This is a genomic window from Methylobacter luteus IMV-B-3098, from assembly GCF_000427625.1.
Lineage (GTDB): Bacteria > Pseudomonadota > Gammaproteobacteria > Methylococcales > Methylomonadaceae > Methylobacter > Methylobacter luteus.
Genome location: NZ_KE386569.1, coordinates 1,982,662 through 2,002,053, shown reverse-complemented (window position 1 = coordinate 2,002,053; position 19,392 = coordinate 1,982,662). Strand labels below are relative to the sequence as shown.

General features: G+C 55.2%; 10 protein-coding genes and 1 pseudogene. 7 read left to right on the top strand and 4 right to left on the bottom strand.

The window, feature by feature from the left end:
* Positions 1-5 precede the first annotated feature (5 nt).
* The 6 genes and pseudogenes from METLU_RS0111155 (at position 6) to METLU_RS0111125 (ending at position 10,068) form a co-directional block, all read left to right on the top strand.
* Positions 6-4,748 carry an NAD-glutamate dehydrogenase domain-containing protein gene (locus METLU_RS0111155; RefSeq protein ID WP_027158276.1) on the top strand — a complete coding sequence of 1,581 codons (4,743 nt, stop codon included), beginning with the start codon at positions 6-8 and terminating at the stop codon, positions 4,746-4,748.
* 172 nt (positions 4,749-4,920) lie between these two features.
* Positions 4,921-5,710 (top strand): IS5 family transposase gene (locus METLU_RS27320; RefSeq protein ID WP_155920432.1). Its coding sequence is split into 2 segments (ribosomal slippage): positions 4,921-5,183 and positions 5,182-5,710, totalling 792 coding nucleotides; the frame shifts between segments, so codons are not numbered across the junction.
* A 90-nt stretch (positions 5,711-5,800) separates the two neighbouring features.
* A complete protein-coding gene (locus METLU_RS26720; protein WP_051299880.1) occupies positions 5,801-6,316 on the top strand; it encodes a CHRD domain-containing protein in 516 nt (171 codons plus the stop codon).
* A gap of 278 nt (positions 6,317-6,594) precedes the next feature.
* Positions 6,595-7,486, top strand: a pseudogene (nhaD, locus tag METLU_RS25175) (sodium:proton antiporter NhaD); the annotation flags it as partial.
* Positions 7,487-7,512: 26 nt separating this feature from the next.
* On the top strand, positions 7,513-9,396 hold the full coding sequence (locus METLU_RS0111130; RefSeq protein WP_027158275.1) for a potassium transporter Kup: 1,884 nt from the start codon (positions 7,513-7,515) through the stop codon (positions 9,394-9,396).
* 138 nt (positions 9,397-9,534) lie between these two features.
* On the top strand, positions 9,535-10,068 hold the full coding sequence (locus METLU_RS0111125; RefSeq protein WP_027158274.1) for a copper resistance protein NlpE: 534 nt from the start codon (positions 9,535-9,537) through the stop codon (positions 10,066-10,068).
* Positions 10,069-10,280: 212 nt separating this feature from the next.
* Here the strand turns inward: METLU_RS0111125 and METLU_RS0111120 are convergent, their stop codons facing one another.
* The 4 genes from METLU_RS0111120 to METLU_RS0111105 all read right to left on the bottom strand — a co-directional run bounded on the left by METLU_RS0111120 (position 10,281) and on the right by METLU_RS0111105 (position 17,762).
* Positions 10,281-11,393 (bottom strand): inorganic phosphate transporter, encoded by a 1,113-nt coding sequence (locus METLU_RS0111120; RefSeq protein ID WP_027158273.1) that lies wholly within the window; start codon positions 11,391-11,393, stop codon positions 10,281-10,283.
* Between the two features lie 10 nt (positions 11,394-11,403).
* On the bottom strand, positions 11,404-12,033 hold the full coding sequence (locus METLU_RS0111115; protein ID WP_027158272.1) for a DUF47 domain-containing protein: 630 nt from the start codon (positions 12,031-12,033) through the stop codon (positions 11,404-11,406).
* Between the two features lie 236 nt (positions 12,034-12,269).
* A complete protein-coding gene (locus METLU_RS0111110; RefSeq protein ID WP_027158271.1) occupies positions 12,270-14,897 on the bottom strand; it encodes an MMPL family transporter in 2,628 nt (875 codons plus the stop codon).
* Positions 14,898-14,939: 42 nt separating this feature from the next.
* Positions 14,940-17,762 (bottom strand): calcium-translocating P-type ATPase, PMCA-type, encoded by a 2,823-nt coding sequence (locus METLU_RS0111105; protein WP_231383590.1) that lies wholly within the window; start codon positions 17,760-17,762, stop codon positions 14,940-14,942.
* A 245-nt stretch (positions 17,763-18,007) separates the two neighbouring features.
* Between METLU_RS0111105 and METLU_RS0111095 the strand changes: the two genes are divergently transcribed.
* Positions 18,008-19,294 (top strand): TolC family protein, encoded by a 1,287-nt coding sequence (locus METLU_RS0111095; RefSeq protein WP_027158269.1) that lies wholly within the window; start codon positions 18,008-18,010, stop codon positions 19,292-19,294.
* The last annotated feature ends 98 nt before the right edge of the window (positions 19,295-19,392 follow it).

Below are 19,392 nucleotides of genomic sequence, written 5' to 3'. Positions count from 1 at the left end.
AACCTTTGGATATATTGCTGACCCGTGATGAACGTGCGGTTAAAGGGACGCGACAACGCCAGCAATTGGTAGCCGTCCAGTGTCTTCTTGACTCCCATCAAGACCATCAAAGTCGCCGGTTTTTAAGAAAGCTGGCCGATTATCTGCTGTTCCCCGACGGCTATTTGATCTCCCTTCCGGCTCCGCTGCTGGCCTGGCTGATAGATCAGACGCTGGACTTTATCGAAACGAAGTCCGAAGCCGTCGCGCTAAAAATCGTCCCGCTGGATAACAGCGACAATCGGCTGCTGCTGGTCAGTTGTCCGAATGTCCCGCATATCGTGGACTCGATCATGGCTTTGCAGACCAAGCTGGACATTGCCGTCGAGTTGCTGGCGCATCCGGTTTTAAGCGTCAGGCGCCGCGAAGGGCAGGTGGTTTATCTGGAGACCGACGTGCTGTCGGGCGGTACTGAACTGTTAATTGTGATCCGGCTGGATTATAGGGATGAATACAGTGATGCCCTGCTTTTACAGGGCATTACCAGAGCCATTGCCGCCGCGTTAAAGGTCGACCGCAGCCGCGCCGAGATTCACGGCAAGCTGAACGGACTGAAACAAATCGCCAGCCTGGAAAAGTTTGCCGCCTTTATCGACTGGCTCAGGAATGATGCGTTCGTCTTTGTCGCCTGGCAGCGGTTTTCTTCCGATTTATCGGCACAGCAAATGATAAGTCTGGCTGAGGACGCCTTAACCGATATCGCGTCTTACGCCTGCTATGACGCGGATTTCCCATGCGGTCTGAAAAACATACTGGCCCGGCAAACCGAAGTCATCGTTGAAACCATTCCGGTCATCAGCCCGATTATCCAGGCCCGTCCGCTGGTCTATCTGGGCTTCAGGCAGACCGGGCCGGACGGCGCATGGGTCGAGCACAGCTTTTTCGGCCTGTTCGACGAAGTGGAACTGAACGGAACTCCCAGCACAATTCCGGCGCTGAACGAAAAAATCGACCATATGCTGCATGCCATAAAGGTCTACCGCGACAGCCATGAATATTTCCAGCTCAAGGAAATCTTCAACCTGTTTCCCAAAATCGAAGTGTTTCTGTCCGATGATATTCAGCTGCACCTGATCGCGCAGTCGCTGAAACGCTATCTTTACCGTCCTGAAGTCATTAAGCTGCTGATACTGGCCAGCGCCAGCCCGAACAGGATTTCAGCCCTGATCATCGTGCCGATCGCGCTTGACAGGGAAGGCATAGAGGCGGTTCTGTTTGACTTGTTGTGCCGGGAACTGGCCTGCACCGTGGAAAACAGCCGTAAAACCATTCCGGGCGGCAGTTATGTCGGCCTGCAAGTGGTGCTGGTTCCCGAACGGGAACGGACCACGATCAATGTCGAAAGACTGGATAGCCAGCTGAACCGTCTGGCCCGGCCCTGGTCCGTGTCCTTCATGCAACTGGCGGAAAGAGCCTTCGGACGCAAAATCGACAGCCGGTTGTGGCAGAAATACCCGTCGCTGTTTTCGGCCGAATATCAGGCCCGGGTGTCGCCGCGTTATGCGATCAAGGATATCGTGGAACTGAAGCAGGTGCTGGCGTCAGGCGCTCAACGCGTCAATCTGCTGAGCCCTTATCGGGAAATCGAGCACTACCGGCTGCATTTTTACAGCCGGCAGGAACGTTTTCTCGATGAATATATTCCAATGCTGGAAAACATGAGCCTGAGAGTCATCGACCAGATGCAGTTTTGCGTCACGCTTGACGGCACCACGCTGTTTATCAAAAGCTTCACCATCAAGGCGGCCAAAAGCCAATACGCCAGTTTCAATCGCCTGAAATGCTGCATGCTGGAGATGGCTCAGGCCATACTGGACGGCAAGGCCGAAAATGATGCGCTCAACAGCCTGCTTATCACCACCGGCATGAGCTGGCAGGATATCGACGTGCTCAGGGCTTACCGCAATTACTATCTGCAACTGGGCTATCAGACTACGCTCGCCAGCTTGCATCGCGCCTTGCTGAATAATCCGCACGTCGCGCATTTTTTGTTTAAGTATTTTGAAGCCCGCTTCAGGCCGGACCCGGCCTGGCAAGATTTCATGGTCAGGGAAGACCAGGTGTTGTTTCCGCTGCGCCTGCAGCTGCTCGAAAGCTTTGCATCAGTGACCGATATCAACAGCGACCGGATCCTGCGCACGCTGTTCAATCTGATCGATGCCACCATGCGCAGCAATTTTCATCGGCGCCGCAGCCAGCCTGATTATTTTATCGCCTTCAAGATCAACAGCCTCGGCATCATCGATCTGCAGCCTCCCAGGCCGCAGCATGAGATTTATGTGCATGCGTACGATATGGAAGGCATCCATCTGCGCGCCGGCAGGATTTCACGCGGCGGCATACGCTGGTCCGACCGCCCCGACGATTTCAGGACCGAGATTCTGGGCCTCATGCAAACCCAGATCAGCAAAAACGCGCTGATCATTCCTACCGGCGCGAAAGGCGGTTTTGTCCTCAAAAAAAATGGCGTCCCGCTTGATCTAAAAGCGGCCGGCAAAAAAGCCTACATCACGCTGATAAAGGGGCTGCTTGATCTGACCGACAATTATGATGGGGATCAGGTCGTGAAGCCCGAAGGCCTCGTGACTTATGATGATGCGGACCCGTATCTGGTCGTGGCCGCCGACAAGGGCACGGCCCAGTTTTCGGATATCGCCAATGCGATCTCGGAAGATTACCGGTTCTGGCTGGGCGATGCATTCGCGAGCGGCGGCTCCAGAGGCTATAACCACAAGGCTTTGGGCATTACCGCCCGCGGCGCCTGGGAATGCGTAAAACGCCATTTCCGCGAGCTGGGCAAGGATATCCAGAAAGAGCCGTTCACGGTCGTCGGCATCGGCAGCATGGATGGCGACGTGTTCGGCAACGGCATGCTGCTGTCGCCGTGCATCCGCCTGCTGGCCACCTTCAGCGGGCAGCATATCTTTATCGATCCCGATCCGATGCCGGGCGACGCGCCGTTCAACGAGCGCAAGCGCCTGTTTGAATTGCCCGGATCGAGCTGGGACGACTACGACCGCAGTCTCATTTCCGAAGGCGGCGGCGTCTATCTTCGATCGGCCAAGGATATCCCGGTTTCGGCCAAACTCAGGAAATGGCTGGGCGTGCGCTACCAGACCCTGGATGGTGAATCACTGATCCGCTATCTGCTGGCCGCGCCGGTCGAGCTGTTGTGGCTGGGCGGTATCGGCACTTACGTGAAAGCCGCCATGGAAAAGCACGAAGAGGTCGGCGACCGCAGTAATGACTCCGTGCGCGTGAACGCGGTCGAGCTCGGTGCGCGAGTGGTCGGCGAGGGCGCCAATCTGGGCTTCACGCAGAAGGCGCGCGTTGAATACAGCCTGAAAGGCGGCCGCATCAACACCGATGCGGTCGACAATTCGGCAGGCGTTGATACCTCCGACCATGAAGTCAATCTGAAAATCCTGCTGACCGGCCTGCAAAAGAAAAACGTCATCAGTGACTATCAGCAGCTCTTCGTCAGCATGACTGATGAAGTCTGCCAATTGGTGCTGGCCGATAATTACGCCCAGAGCCTTTGCCTGTCGCTCGATGTCCGGCGTTGCGCCGACAACCCGGAGGTCTTCCTGCATCTGGCCGAGCGCCTGGAGGCCGCCGGCATTTTCGACCGCGTGGTCGAATCCTTTCCGCTGACCAAGCAGGTGCTGGCCAGACCGGGGCAAACCTTGACCCGGCCGGAACTGGCCGTATTGATGGCGGCCGCCAAAATGCAGCTGACCCAGCAGATACAGGAGCAGATCGCCTTGCTGGAGGAGGGCTGTTGCGAGCGTTATCTGCAAGCCTATTTTCCCGGGCAGGTCAATGAGCGCTACAAGGATTACCTGCCCGGCCATGCGCTGTCCAATGAAATCAGAGCCACCGTCGTCAGCAACAAGATCATCAATCAGGCCGGCTGCGGTTTTCTAAGCCTGGACATCGACAGGCAAAACATCAATACCATGGATAACGTCACCTGCTATCTGACCTTTGACCAGGTGCTGGATGGCGATACCTTCAGGCAGACCGTTTACGCGCTGGACAACCGGCTGGCCGCCGACAGGCAGTACTCGCTATTGCTTGAGCTTGAAAGCATCCTGGCCGGTTTCTGCCGGTGGGCTTTGATTCATGGCCGAAAAATCCGCCCGAACGAGCAGACCGTCAGCGGCTACCAGCGTTATCTAGCGGCATACAAAGCGCATTTCGACGAAACCGGCCTCACCGAAACCGAGCCGTTTCAGGCGCGGTTCGACGCCTGCCGGCAGCAGGGCGTTCCCGATGCGCTGGCTCGCCGAATCGTATTTATCACCAGCCTTCAGGATTTCCCTCAGATCGTGTCATTGGCTGCCGAAACGGCAAAGGACTTTATCGGTGTCCTGAAACTGTTCAACGACACCAGCGCTTATTTGGGCCTCTATGCCATCTATGAACAATTGGCGGCCATGCCGCTGCATGATCATTGGGAAAGAAGAGTCGCCAATGATTTGCAGGAGGGCATGAAGCAGACGGTAGGCAGGCTGATCAAGACGATGGCGCTCAAAAATGCCGAAACCTGCGCCGCCTATTTTGAGCAATCCCGCGAAAAGCAAAAGCTCAACCGCTACCGGCGCATTTATAAGGACATCGATATGACCTTACCGACCAGTTTATTGCCTTATATCGCCTTGAACAGGGAACTGGAAGGTTTGGTCAACCAGAATGGCTCATCATGACATGACAACGATGCTCGTTACTGCCAATTTTAGCTCGACAGATGGATGCGGCTTGCCATAAAAACAGTTTAAGCGATTAACTTCCAAACCCGGCAAGAAGCCCTGAGTGCGGCGCGTCGGGAGGAACTTAGAGCCTGTTCAATATCTGCTGAGTATGATAGATAATGAGGGCATGAGAAAAGTGTACCCCAGCGACATCAGTCGCGAACAATTTGAACCGATCAGAGCTCTGCTAGAAAATGCTCGCAAGAAAACCCGACCTCGTACAGTGGACTTGTATGAAGTGTTCTGTGCCATTCTGTACTTGCTGAAGAGCGGCTGCCAGTGGCGCATGCTGCCGAGCGACTTTCCGAAATGGCGCACGGTCCATCATTATTTTTCGTTATGGAGCGAGAAACCTGAAGGTGGAACCAGCCTGCTGGAGCAGGCATTAAAAAAATCAGGTTGGCGAGGCCCGTACCAGACAGGGGCGCAACGCCAGGACGAGTTTCTGCATCGTTGATGCACAGAGTGTCAAAAACACCGACTGCGCACGCAGCAAAGGTTATGATGCCGGCAAAAAGGTTTCAGGTATCAAGCGACATATTTTTGTCGACACGCAAGGGTTACCCCATGCAATTGCCATCACCACGGCGGACGTCAGTGATCGCCAAGGGGCGCTAAAAACCATTGAACAGAACTGGAAAGACTTAACTGAGGTCACTTCGCTGCTGGTCGATGGCGGCTATAGTGGCCAACCCTTCGCCGAAGCTGTTCAGAGTCTGCTTGGCGCTTCGGTGCAGGTGGCCAAACGCCATGAGCTTCATACCTTCGCTGTCATTCCGCAACGCTGGGTAGTAGAGCGTTCGTTTGCCTGGCTGGAGAAGTGCCGAAGATTATGGAAGAACACTGAGCGCTTGCTCAATACCAGCTTACAGTTCGTTAATCTGGCCTTCCTGGCGCTGTTGCTACGGAGATATTGAACAAGCTCTTAGGCCTTAATATTCAATCACAAAATTCAGGGGGTTTTTTCCATTCCACATATTGCAACGCATGTCAGGAGGAACTTAAAGATGAAAAAGATCTATATGAAAGTATCTCTGATAGTCGTTTTGTTCTTGCCCATCCTTGATACGCCGGCGACGGAATTATCGGGCGAGAGAAGCTTTGAGGCGACCCTAAGCGGGTTTGAGGAAGTCCCTGCCAATTCCACTACCGGAACAGGCGAGTTCAGCGCGCAACTCGATGATGCGGAAACGACACTGACGTATGAGCTCGAGTATTCGGGGATCGAAGGCACAACTACTGTCGCCCACGTTCACCTCGGCCAGAGAGACGTGAATGGTGGAGTCAGCTTCTTCCTTTGCGGTGGGGGCGGCAAACCGGCATGCCCTGAAACGCAGGGTACAGTGACCGGTACGGTAGTCGCCGCTGATGTCGTCGGGCCTGCGGGACAGGGCATCGAGCCCGGCGAATTCGCCGAGATCATCGCAGCCATGATGAGTGGCGTCACCTATGCGAATGTCCACACAGACAAGCACCCGGGCGGCGAGATCCGGGGGCAAGTCAATGTCCCAGGCAGCGAATGAAGCATCGTTGCATTTTGTTAAGGAAACCGCACGGGGTGCCATGCGATGCAGGCCGAGGTGCTTGACAGCCGAACCGAAAAACGGCTGAACGCTGATTGCAAGTAAATAACAAACCGTTCAATTCGTAAGGCGGATTCGCGCCAGCAATCCGCCACTATCGAAGCGGTTAATCCGAATTTCTCTCGAATCTTTCCGAACAGATGCTTTTCCGGCTTTCGGATCGTTGCTTTGTTCGGGCGGCAATGGCGGTTTGCTGGCGCGAAACCGCCCTACGTCGCTGCATCAATATCGTTATTGCCACTAATGCCGGCGGATCTTTCAGCCCGTTGGGCGGCATATCGACTCTGTTCGTCTGGCAACACGGCATGCTGGAGTTTCTTCAGTTTTTCAAGCTATTCGCGCCTTGTCTGGTGAATTTTTTAGTTCCCGCCATGGCAATGTATTTTGCTTTGCCCAAAGACAAACCGGTTGTCGAAAACGATCGAGTGAATTTGCCGTACGGTGCAAAACGCATCATTTTTCTGTTCGGGACGACCATCGGCCTGGCTGTGGTTTTTGACATGAAGCTTCATTTGCCGGCGGCGGCAGGCATGATGGCAGGCTTGTCATTGCTGCAGTTTTTCTATTTCTATCTGCACAAAACCTCGAAGTCGCGTGGCTTAAAACAGTTGGATTTTGACTTGTTTTCGGGCGCCGATGTGAGCGACATCGACATTGCCAGCGCGCAGGCCAGAAAACTCGATGTGTTTGAAAAAGTCGGCCGTCTGGAATGGGATACGCTGCTGTTTTTCTATGGCGCGATGATGGGCATTGGCGGCCTGGGCTATATTGGTTATCTGGATGCCGTTTCTCACATGCTGTACGGCCAATTAAGCCCCGGCCAATATCCTGATTGGCCTGTGCTCGGCATTCGTTGATAATGGCACTTTAATGTTTGCCGTTCTCACCATGAACCCCGACATTCCCCAAGGCCAATGGCTGCTGCCGACTTTGACGCTGGGCGTGGGCGGCAGTTTGCTGGCGATTGGCTCGGCGCCGGGCATAGGCTTGATGGGGCAAGCCAAAGGCCAATATACTTTCCTGAGCCATATGAAGTGGTTTCCGGCGATTTTGCTGGGGTACTTTGCAGCTGTCGGCGTGCATTTTCTGGTCAATGCCGATTCCTTTTAATTTTATCCAAATCCTGGAATCCATCCATGTCCCAGCAACAAAGTCATTCCAAACAGCAACTGGCCGGCTTGGCATTAGGCGCGATAGGCGTGGTGTTCGGCGACATCGGCACCAGTCCTTTGTATGCGCTCAAGGAAGTCTTCCACGGCGGCGTGCCGATCGATAAGATCCATGTGCTCGGCGTGCTGTCGCTGGTTTTCTGGTCCTTGACGCTGATAGTCACGACCAAATACGCGATCTTCATCATGCGTGCCGACAACAAAGGCGAAGGCGGCATCATGGCGCTGATGGCGCTGGCGTTGCACGGCTCCCGGGATAATCCGGGCAGTGCGCGCTTCATCGTCCCCATCGGCTTGCTTGGCGCGGCGCTATTTTACGGCGACGGCATGATCACGCCGGCCATTTCCGTGCTCAGTGCGGTCGAAGGACTGAGTATTGTTGCTCCGCCATTAGCGCAGTACGTGGTGCCGATCGCCATTGCCGTGCTGGGCGGGCTGTTTGTCATACAGGCCAAAGGCACCGGCCAGGTCGGCAAGCTGTTTGCGCCGATCATGTGTTTCTGGTTTGCGACACTGGCGGTTTTGGGCGTCATCAATATCGTTCATGTGCCCAGCGTGCTGGTTGCGATTAATCCTTATTTTGCGGTGCACTTGCTGATGGAACTGGGCTGGCATGGCTTTCTGATCATGGGGGCCATTGTCCTGACGATCACGGGCGCCGAAGCGCTGTATGCCGACATGGGGCATTTCGGCCTGAAACCGATACGTTATGCCTGGTTCAGTTTTGTATTTCCGGCCTTGCTGCTCAATTATTTCGGCCAGGGCGCGCTGCTGATCGGTCATCCCGAGGCGATACAAAATCCATTCTATCTGCTCGCACCGACCTGGGCGTTGTATCCGCTGTTGCTGCTTTCGACGCTGGCCACCGTCATCGCCTCGCAGGCGGTCATTTCCGGCGCCTTTTCGGTGACCCGGCAGGCCATACAGCTGGGTTACTGCCCGCGCATGCAGATCCGGCACACCTCGGGCGAGGAGATGGGGCAAGTCTATATTTCAGTCGTCAACTGGCTGCTGATGATCTCGGTATTCGTGCTGGTACTGAGCTTTCAGTCTTCATCGGCGCTGGCTTCGGCCTATGGCATTGCCGTCACGGGCACCATGATTGTTGATACCGTCCTGGCATTCATCGTGATTTCAAAATTGTGGCAGTGGCAAAAATCCACCAGCATCACCTTTTTATCGGTTTTTCTTATTATCGATTTCCTGTTCCTCTCGTCCAACAGCCTGAAAATTCCGACCGGCGGCTGGTTGCCGTTGATCGTTGGCGCCGTATTGTTTCTGACGATGACCACCTGGATCAAAGGGCGCGAGCTATTGGCGGCTTATATGGATGAAAAGCGGGTATTGTTCGAAGAACTGGAAGAGAAAATACAGGATCAGTCCCTGGCGACGGTGCCAGGTTCGGCCATGTATTTAGCCAAGAACCTGCATGGCGTGCCGCAGGTCATGGCGCACAATCTTGAGCATAACCACGTTCTGCACGAGCAAATCATCGTGTTGACGGTCGTGACCAAGGAAGAGCCTTACGTGGATGAAGCGCACCGCGTCAAACTTCGGACCTTTGGGCAAGACCGTAATTTCCACCGCGTGAAGCTTTACTTCGGTTTTCAGCAAAGGCCCGATGTGCGCCGTGCTCTGGAATTATGCGTACAGCAGGGTTTGGCGATTGATCCCAAACAGGTTTCATTTTTCATCGGCAGAGAGCGGGTTTCTTTTCGGCGAAAAAGCCCGATGCCTCAATGGCGCCGGCCTCTGTTCAGCTTTTTATTCCATAACTCATCCAGCGCGATAGAATTTTTTAAAATTCCTGTCGATCAGGTCATTGAGTTGGGCATCCGGATTGAACTTTAAGGGAAAAGACGTTATAGCCGCATTGTATAGCTAAACCATTCGTAATACTTTTCCAGGGCCGGTTTGCTGACAAATTTAGAAGCTCTTTTGGGGTAAATCTGGTAAATTTTCCACTTGTTACTTTTCCGGGAGGTCATCATGCAACCATTAAAAATACAATTAAAACACAATCTGGCCTTGTTTCTTTTTAGCAGTCTGCTTTCCGCTGTTCCTGCCATGGCGGTAACGGACCTCGAAGCTCAGGAAGGTTTCGCCAGGGCCCGTGCGAAAATCCACCAGGAGGAAACAGATCATTCGGCACATGAAAACCACGCCGATAAAAGCCAGGAGTTTCGCGGCGTTTTTTACGGCTATCTCCCTTGCAACGATTGCGCAGGGGTTAAAACGACGCTGTCTTTGAAACAAAAGAACAATTATCTGTTGGTGACTCAGCCCGCAAGAGAGTCTTCAAGGGAGTTTTATGAAAAAGGAAAATATAGCTGGGATGATGAAAATCAGACCGTTGTTTTAACTCCCAAAAAGGGCGGAACGAAAACACGGCGCTATCATATTGAAGATGAAGGGACGCTCATTCAGCTTAATGACGATGGCACGAGGATAACCGATGAGGCGGATCGCTATGCCTTGCGAAGAAGCGATACGGTAAAATCGCGGGAAGTACATATTCACTAACGCATGACAAGCTCGAAAACCTAAAGCGCATCCCGCTAACCTGCTTAACAAAAAACCGCCTCCTGCAAAAGCAAGGGCGGTTTTTTATTGCCAACACAGGATGTCGAACACGGTATGGATCTGTCGCAAAGTTAGTTAAGGCGCTTTGGCGACGCTATCATTATAGGGGATTTTAAATAGCTGTTCCTGACAGAGCGCGCGGATTCCCGCTGCTAATGCAGCATGGACAACAAGCTAACCATGCCCCAGGCCAAACCGCCCGCTGCCGGAATCGTCAAAACCCAGGCCCAGACAATCCGTTCAATGACGGTAAGCTTAAGCGCATGAGGATTTTTGGCGAAACCTACGCCCATAATCGCGGTTGAAATGCTGTGCGTGGTGGAAACCGGCATACCGAAGTGGGCTGCGGCTACCAGAATTGTCGCCGAGCTGGTTTCCGCCGCGAAACCGTTTATCGGGTGCAATTTCACCATTTTATGGCCGAGCGTTTTAATGATACGCCAGCCGCCGACTGCGGTGCCCAGCGCCATGATCAGCGCACAGGTAAAAATAATCCAGGTATCGATGTCTTTTTCTCCCCCATCCGGCCGCAGGAATTCAGCCCAGGCGGGCAATTGATCGAGCGTACCGGCGTTATTGGCGGCCAAAATCGCGAGGGCGATAATGCCCATGGTTTTCTGGGCGTCATTGGTACCGTGGGCGAATCCCATGTAACCGGCTGACAGAAGCTGGGCTTTGCCGAACACAACATTAATCCATTTCGGACGCACCATGCGCGCCATGACCCCTCCCACGGAACTCATGCCGCTGATGATGGCCATCAGGCCGCCCATGATGATGACGCCCAAACCAAAACCGGCAATCGGCGAACTGATCATGGGGACCACGACTTTCCAAAGCAAGCCTTTGTTTTCTGTCCAGACCGCCGCGGTTTTTGACCAGATCAACACATCGAAGTTATTGTGTCCTGCCGCAACCGCCGCACCGCATAAGCCGCCGATCAAGGCATGGCTGGAGGAGGAGGGCAATCCCAGTGCCCAGGTGATCAGGTTCCAGATGATCGCGCCGGTCAGCGCGCAGATCAGGACTTCGGAGGTGATATTCACCATACCGGTATCCACTAATCCTGATGAAATGGTTTTGGCCACCGCCGTACCTGAAAACGCACCGACCAGATTGGTGGCGGCGGCGAGGATGACCGCTTGTGTCGGCGTCAATACTTTGGTGGCAACAACCGTGGCAATCGAGTTCGCGGTGTCGTGGAACCCGTTGATGAATTCAAAAACAAGCGCTGCCAGGATGACAAGCAAGAGCAGAGTCAGCATAGCAACCTTTTTATGAATTTTTCAGGACGATGTGATAGATGACATTGCCGGCGTCCCGGCAGCGGTCAATCGCTTTTTCCAGGATTTGAAACAAATCCTTTTTTACCAGATAACGGATCGGGTCAGATTCATTGGTATAAATATCCCGATACAAATCAAGGATTTGGCGGTCGGCTTCAGCTTCAATGGCTTGCAGCTTATCATTTAATTTTTTGGTTTGATCCAGATCCATTCCGCTACGCAACCGTCTGACCATTTGTTCCAGGACTTCGCAGGCTTGTTCCAGCATGACGGCGCGGGTAGTGAAATCCACATCGCCAATACGAGCCAAGGCTAATGTATAGCGCTCCGCGAACTTTTCCACGACTTTAGGGATTTTGTAAAGTGCGCCGTTAAGGGCTTCAATATCTTCACGATCGAGCACGGTCACAAAAGTATTGACCAGTTCTTCGCTGATTTGCGCGAACAAATCCTTTTCGCGGCGGCGAGCCTGTTTAAACTTTTCCAAAGACTGTTGCGACGCCGGCGTACTCAGAAGCTCGATCAACGCCCTGGTCGACAAAAGCGCGGATTCCGCACTGGCTTCGAGAAGGCCATAGAATTTATCACCTTTGCCGAAGATGGTTTGCAATGAAAACATGTATTTTGTTCCTACTTTTTAAAAGCCATAAGGCATTTGTTATGTATTTATCAGTCAATTATCGCATAGCTTCTGCATTAAAACTTAGAAGTTTTGAGCCGGAATTCCTGGCGGCGAATTGAATAAATTTGCCGATACAGGCTATGTTTCGTTGTGTTGGAGCAGGTTTTTGCAGCTGATCCAGAGTCCGGCATACCTTAGCTCATGGTTCGGTTATCGCCGTATCGGTGGGTCACTCAGCCATGTGCCCTATAAGCAAACGCCGGCAATACAAGCAGTGTGCAGATAATCGTCAGGAACAATCCGATGGACAGCAGTTGCCCCATGCTCGCAAGGCCCAGATGCGGCGTGAACGCCATGCTGACCAGGCTGCACATTGTGGTCAGTTCGCTGAAGACCACACCTCTTGCGGTGCTGGTTCTCAGTACGCTGTCCTCCTGGTCGGGATTGCGCAGGCGATTCATGATATTGATGCCGGCATCGACGCCCAGTCCGAACAGTATCGGAATGACGATGATATTGGCGAAATTGAACGGATTGTCCATGAGCACCGTTGAAGCGCCGGTCAGGATGGCCGTCATCGTCAGCGGCAGCAGAATCAGCAGCGCATCCTTGGCATTGCGCTGCGTCAACAGCAAAACCAGGATGATAGCCGCTACCGCGCTGGCCAGCGCCTGTTGAAAGGCACGCACTATCGCGTTGCCCGATTCCAGATAAATGACCGGCAAATCCGTGGCATTGGGCGCCACCCGACGGACTTCGGTGATGAACTCCTTCAGATTTTTTTCATCGTTGAGGTCCTTGCTCGGCGATGCCATGATCCGGTAAATGCCGTCTTTACTGAGCCAGCGTTCGGCCAGGTCGCGGGGTAGCGTATCGATCGTGACCGGGTCCGGGTTCAGTCCTTTCAGCAAGGTGTTCATGGTGTCCGGCAGCGTGTCCAGCAGGCTGGCTTGCAATTTGTCCAGCCTGGCCTTTTTTTCCGGTTCGGATTCGGATTGCAACAGGGCAATAAGCGACTCCACTTCCTGGAGCAACAGGCGCAGGGTGGCCGATAATTCGTTGTCCGGCTTTTCCGTCAAATGCCGGTTGATGGCTTGTCTGAATTTTTCCAGCGCCGCCATGTTGTTCTCGACGCTATCCTGATGCGGGGCCGGGAACGTCGTCAACTGGAGCCCCATGACCAGGGACAAGTCTTCGATGATGGACAGCTTGGCTTCCTGGTCCGCGGGAATATAGTCATAAATCGTGATCGCGTTTTCGACCGATTCCAGCTTTTTCAGCTTTTGTGCGGCGGCCAGCGCTTCGTCTTTACTTTTCGCCAGCACGGTTAGCGTCATGGGCGACGTATCCTTGGTTTTCAGCAATTCCCTGAACGTGGCGACGGACTCGCTGTCGGGGTTGCGCAAATTGAGCGGGTTGATATCGAACCGGGCCTGGGTCAGCAAGCCCAGCCCCACCAGTATCAGCGCGGCAGTCGTCCACTTGACCAGCGTCGCATGCCGGATCGGAAAGAGGTAAACCCAGTCCGGGAACAAGTGGTCGGATTTTTCTGCCGGCCCCGAATTCAGCGGGAACAGTCTCAACAGCGCCGGCAGCACCGTCAATGTGATCAGCAACGAGATGAAAATGCCCGCGCCGGCGATGAGGCCCAGCTCGGAAACGCCGGTATACTTGGTCGGGACGAAAGCAAAAAAGCCCGTCGCCCCTGTGATCGCGCACAGGGTAATGGGGGGCGCGACTTTTCGCACGGCCTCGATCAGCGCCTGCCACCGGGACATGTTTTTCCGCGACAGTTCCCGATAGCGCATGCAAACCTGAACCGCGTAGTCATCGCCGATACCGATATACAATGCCGCGAATGACACGGAAATAATGTTCAGATGCCCGATGGCAAGTGAGGCGAAGCCGAAAGTCAGCAGCAGGCCCATAGTCAGGACGCCTAGCGTGGCCAGCGTCAGTCTGAACGACCTGAAGCCGATCAGCAAGGACAGGAAGACCAGGATAAACGAAAACGCCGAAGCCATCTCGGCGCTGTAAGTCACCGTGGCCAGTTCGTCGTGTTCCAGCACGACTTCGCCGGTCAGCCGGATGTTGAGGCCGGGAAACGTTCGCTCGGCCTCTGCCACAGTAGCCCTTACTGCCGCCAGCGGTTTCTCGGCCGGCATCAGTTCGTTATAGTCCAGATGCGGCTTGAGCAGTATAAAACGCCGGGTACTCAACAGATCATGGTCTTCTCCCATCATCATCTGCTGCCAGGACAACTGATAGCTTTTGCCGTCCAGCACGGCCCGGATCGCCGTGCGTATTTTATCCAGCAGGGGGTTCAGATCGACCGGCAGTTCATGCTCGTCCGTGGTTATGGCCTGTCCGAGAATGGACAGCAGACTTTTCAGGCTGTTGTCCCGAGACAGCGTGCCGATAAAGGGCTGGGCCTCCGCCAGTTTGGCGGCCAGTTCCTCAACGTCGTCAAGATCGGGGTAGAGCAGGCCGTGCCGCTCGAAAAAATCCCCCGCGCCGGGGATGTAGACCGATTGTATCTGCTGTTTTTCACGGCTGAACCGTGCGCCGAGATAATCCAGCGCGTGCGCGGCCTGTTCCGGCGTCCGGCCGTCGACGACAACCAGGATCGCCTGGTCATCCTGTGGAAAGGCCTCGATGAAGCGCTCCCGATCCTTTTGGAAAGGCAGGTCCTCCGACAATATCTTGGTCGTGTCGGCGTCAATGCCCAGATGCCCGGCCGTATAATACAGACTGAGTCCGCAGGCCAGCAGGGTCAGCAGAATCAGTGTCTTCGGATAACGTAACAGTCTGTTGTCCAACTTGGCGATGAATTGACCGTAAACTTCGGTAACTTTTTTCATACGGCACCTTTGTTTTTTTGTTGGCCGGGCAGAATCAAGAGACTACATTCGGTGTTTGAGCCATTTACCTATAGACTGCAAAAGTTTGCGTAATTCCTCAAGCACCAGCACGGACGAGGCAACACCGACCGCAATAAACCAGTCCGTTGGCGTCAGCGCCGTGGTGTGGAAGACAGCTTGAGCCGGCGGCCAGTGCACGGCCAGTATCTGCAGCAGCACGACGCTGGAAATGGCGAGCCAGAGCATGCGGTTGGAGAAGAAATGCCGGTTGAATGCTGTGACTCGTTCGGCGCGCGCGTTGAACACATTGAACGCCTGGAACAGCACAAACGTCGTAAAAGCCAGCGTAGCCGCGCGTTCCGCCTGGCCGTTTTGCCAGTCGTAATAAAGAACGGCCAGCGTGCCGACCGCCATGGTCAGTCCATACGTGAACAAATTGCCCAGGCGCCGCCAGGAGAGGATGCGCGCCTTGGGATCGCGCGGCGGCTCCGACATGCTGCCCGGCCGCGCGGGATCGACGCCGAGGGCCATGGCCGGCGGCCCGTCCATGATGATATTGATCCACAGCAGTTGCACGGCCGTGAACGGAGCCGGCAGGCCCAGCAGCGGGGCGCTGGCCACGGCCAGAATGGCGCCGATATTGGTCGAAAGCTGGAAGCGGATGAATTTGATCATGTTGTCGTAAATGCCGCGTCCTTCCTTGACCGCCCTGACGATGGTCGCGAAATTGTCATCGGTCAGCACCATCGTGGCCGCTTCCTTGGCGACATCGGTGCCGGTGATGCCCATGGCGATGCCGATATCGGCGCTTTTCAGGGCCGGCGTATCGTTGACGCCGTCGCCGGTCATCGCGACGATATGGCCGTCGGTTTTCAAAGCCTTGACGATGCGGACTTTCTGTTCCGGCGCCGTGCGCGCGAAAACGGCGATATTATTGATGCGGCCGGCCAGCGCTTCATCCTCCATATCGGCCAGTTCCCGGCCCTCGACCACATCGCCTGTCAGGCCCAGTTCCCGCGCGATGGCATTGGCCGTCACTTTCTGGTCGCCTGTGATCATCTTGACTTCGATGCCGGCCAGCCGGCACAGTTCGATCGCGTCGCGGGCTTCGGGCCGGGGCGGGTCCATCAGGCCGATCAGCGCCACAAAGGTCAGTTCCGCCATGTACTGGAACAGATCGCTGTCCGCCGCAAACTGGTCGGCCGGCACCGTTCTTTCGGCCACGGCCAGTATGCGCAAACCGGTGCCGGCCATCGCTTTGTTGGCAGCCAGCAGTTCGTCTTTATGGAGCGGGGCGGGCTTGCCTTCGGTATCGAGTATCGTGGTGCAGCGGTTCAGGATGACTTCGGGAGCGCCTTTAACAAACACCTTGACGTGGTCGCCGTCGCGATGAAATGTCGCCATGAATTTATGCTCGGCGTCGAAAGGCAGTTCGGCCAGACGCGGCAATTGCGCGAGCGCCTCGTTTTTGTCGATGCCGCCCTTGGCGGCCAGCACCAGCAGGGCGCCTTCCATCGGATCGCCGACGACCTGACCGTCATGCAGGTGGCTGTTATTGCACAGCGCCAGCGGCAGCAGCAGGTCCGACAAATTCCCGTTATCGCCGGATTCGGCCGAAATAGCGCCGGCAAGGTCATAGCCTTCGCCGCTAATATGATAATTTCGGCCCTGATAAAAGACCGACCGCGCCGTCATCTGGTTGACGGTCAGCGTGCCGGTTTTATCGGTGCAGATGACGGTCGTGCAGCCCAGCGTTTCGACGGCGGCCAGGCGCTTGACGATCGCGCGCTGCCGGGCCAGGCGGTGCATGCCTAGCGCCAGCGTGACCGTGACGACAGCCGGCAGGCCTTCCGGTATGGCGGCCACGGCCAGTGCAATGGCCGTGAATGCGGTCTCTATCAGCGGTTCGCCGCGCCATAGCGAGCTCATGAACAGGCCGATAATCACGATCAAAGCGATCAGCGCCAGTCGTTTGCCTAGACTGTCGAGCTGTATTTGCAGCGGCGTCTCGCCGTCTTCGGCCTGCGCGAGCAGTCCCGCCAGCCGGCCGATTTCGGTGTCCATGCCGGTCGCGGTCACGACCATTTCAGCACGGCCGCGCGTGACGGCATTGTTCATGTAAACCATGTTGTTGCGATCGGCGAGCGACGATTTCCGGGGCAACGTCTGAATCTGTTTGGCGACCGGTATCGATTCGCCGGTCAGTGATGATTCATCGATCTCCAGCGCGTGCGCGGCGATGATGCGGCCATCGGCCGGGATTTTATCGCCGGCATCGAGAATCACGATATCGCCCGGCACGAGCTGCTCAACCGGCAGATTCCGGTTATGGCCGTCGCGGCGGACTTCGGCATATAGTGCCAGCATTTTTTTCAGCGCCGCCAGCGATTGCTCGGCCTGAAATTCCTGATAAAAGCCCAGTAAGGCATTGATGATCACGACCACCAGAATCACGGCGCCATCCTTGACATCGCCGATGGCTGCAGCCAGCAGCGCGGCGGCGATCAGCACGATGATCAGAAAGCTCTTGAACTGCGACAACAGCAGCAGCCAGGCGGGTTTGGGCGGTTTCTCGGCCAGCTTGTTGGGTCCGTAACGCTTCAGTCGTTCCGTCGCCTCTGTCTGACTGAGACCTTCGGATTGAATGGAAGCCAGTTCCTGTAGCACCTGTTCGGCACTCATGCCGTGCCAGGCGGCTGCTTCGCTCTCGATCGAAGCAGGTGCCACGGCCCGATGACGCCGCCGACTGTAAATGAATAAAATTCCGGCGATCAGTATAAGTAAGGCGGCCGCCATGGCCCAGGCCGGCATCGGTTGACTCAACACATCGCTGAGCAAGAACATTAATTTATCAGTTGTGATCATTCAGACCCTTGTTGTTCTTTTTGGTAAAGGTGATTTTTAAGCAATATTAAATTGGATGATGGCTTTCCGCGAAACGTTTCCAAGCCGTGCCGGGAGTTGCATCAGGCTGGCGGCGGCTGGTAAACCCGGCATTTCGAAGCTGCTCATGCCGGATTTGCGCTAAAGCTTCAACCCGGCCTACAAGCGCTTGCGTAACATCAGTTAAACTAGGTACATTGGCTTAACGGATTTACTATGAGGATATCATGCCGCCGCCCACTCTATTCAAGCATATTGCCTTAGCCTCGCTTTTATTGGCCGGCGGAACTGTCTGTGCGGAAGAGCCGACCGTTTTGACGCTGCAAGCCGCAGCCGAACTGGCCGTCCAGGATAACCCCGATCTGGCGCAGATGCTGGCCCGGGCCAAGGCGATGGCGGATATTCCCTCGCAGGCCGGCACCTTGCCGGACCCCGAAATCAGCTTTAGCGCCATGAGCCTGCCCGTGGACAACTTCGATACCCGCCAGGAGGATATGACCCAGCTTCTGGTCGGCATTACGCAGGCGATTCCTTTTCCGGGCAAGCTGGCTCTGCGCGAGCAGGCGGCCGCCTATGAAGCGGCCGCGGCAACGCACAACGCGCAGGAAGTGCGCCGGCGTCTGCTCAGCGACGTCAAGACCACCTGGTGGCTGATCTTTTATCTGGACCGCGCGCTTGGCATTGTCGATAACAACCAGTCTCTGCTGCATCAGTTCGTCGATATCGCCCGGACCAAATACGAAGTCGGCGAAGGCCTGCAGCAGGACGTGCTATTGGCCCAGCTTGAATTATCAAAGCTGCTCGATCAGAAAATAAACCTGACCGCATTGCGGCGCAATGCCGCCGCCAGGCTGAATGCGTTACTGGACAGGCCGGCCAATAGCGAACTTAAACTGCCGGCCGATGCATCGATGCAACTGCCGGCCGTGCTGCCGGAAGACCGGCTTTATGAGCAGGCTGAAGCGTCGAGGGCTGTGCTGGAGGGCGGACGCCAGGATATCAATGCCGCGCAGTCGCGGCTGGAGTTGGCGAAAAAAGACTATCTGCCCGACTTTATGGTCGATGCTTCTTATGGTGCGCGCGACGATATGCCAACGGGTGACAGGCGCTCGGATCTGCTGAGTCTGGGCGTGCGCGTGAACGTGCCGATTTTCGCGGGCCAGAAACAGGCCAGGGCGGTAGATCAGCGTACCAGCGAACTGATGCAGCAGAAATATGCATTGCAGGATCAATGGAACAATGTCCGCTCGCAGATTTCGCAAAGCTACAGCGATTACCGGCGCGCCAGGGAGCAGTTTGTGCTGTTTGAAACCGGCATCGTGCCGCAGGCGCAGCAGACCGTCGCTTCGATGCTGAGCGGCTATCAGGTCAACAAGGTCGATTTTCTCAACCTGGTGCGCAGCCAGATCACGCTGTTCGATTATGAAACCCAATACTGGAAGGCTTTCACTGAGGCTAATCAGTCATTGGCGCAATTAAGCGCCGCCGTCGGCAGCGATGAGATTTATGAATAATCGGGTTTATAGGGGCAGTGTAGGCTGGGTTGATAAACCCAGCTTTGGGCGCCGCCCATGCCGGGTTTCCGCTAAAGCTCCAACCCAGCCTACACAGG

Excerpts from the sequence above, each read along its gene's own strand:
- METLU_RS26720 (WP_051299880.1), top strand. The coding sequence starts at position 5,801 with ATGAAAAAGATCTATATGAAAGTATCTCTGATAGTCGTTTTGTTCTTG.
- METLU_RS0111130 (WP_027158275.1), top strand. The coding sequence starts at position 7,513 with ATGTCCCAGCAACAAAGTCATTCCAAACAGCAACTGGCCGGCTTGGCA.
- METLU_RS0111125 (WP_027158274.1), top strand. The coding sequence starts at position 9,535 with ATGCAACCATTAAAAATACAATTAAAACACAATCTGGCCTTGTTTCTT.
- METLU_RS0111120 (WP_027158273.1), bottom strand. The coding sequence starts at position 11,393 with ATGCTGACTCTGCTCTTGCTTGTCATCCTGGCAGCGCTTGTTTTTGAA.
- METLU_RS0111115 (WP_027158272.1), bottom strand. The coding sequence starts at position 12,033 with ATGTTTTCATTGCAAACCATCTTCGGCAAAGGTGATAAATTCTATGGC.
- METLU_RS0111110 (WP_027158271.1), bottom strand. The coding sequence starts at position 14,897 with ATGAAAAAAGTTACCGAAGTTTACGGTCAATTCATCGCCAAGTTGGAC.
- METLU_RS0111105 (WP_231383590.1), bottom strand. The coding sequence starts at position 17,762 with ATGATCACAACTGATAAATTAATGTTCTTGCTCAGCGATGTGTTGAGT.
- METLU_RS0111095 (WP_027158269.1), top strand. The coding sequence starts at position 18,008 with ATGCCGCCGCCCACTCTATTCAAGCATATTGCCTTAGCCTCGCTTTTA.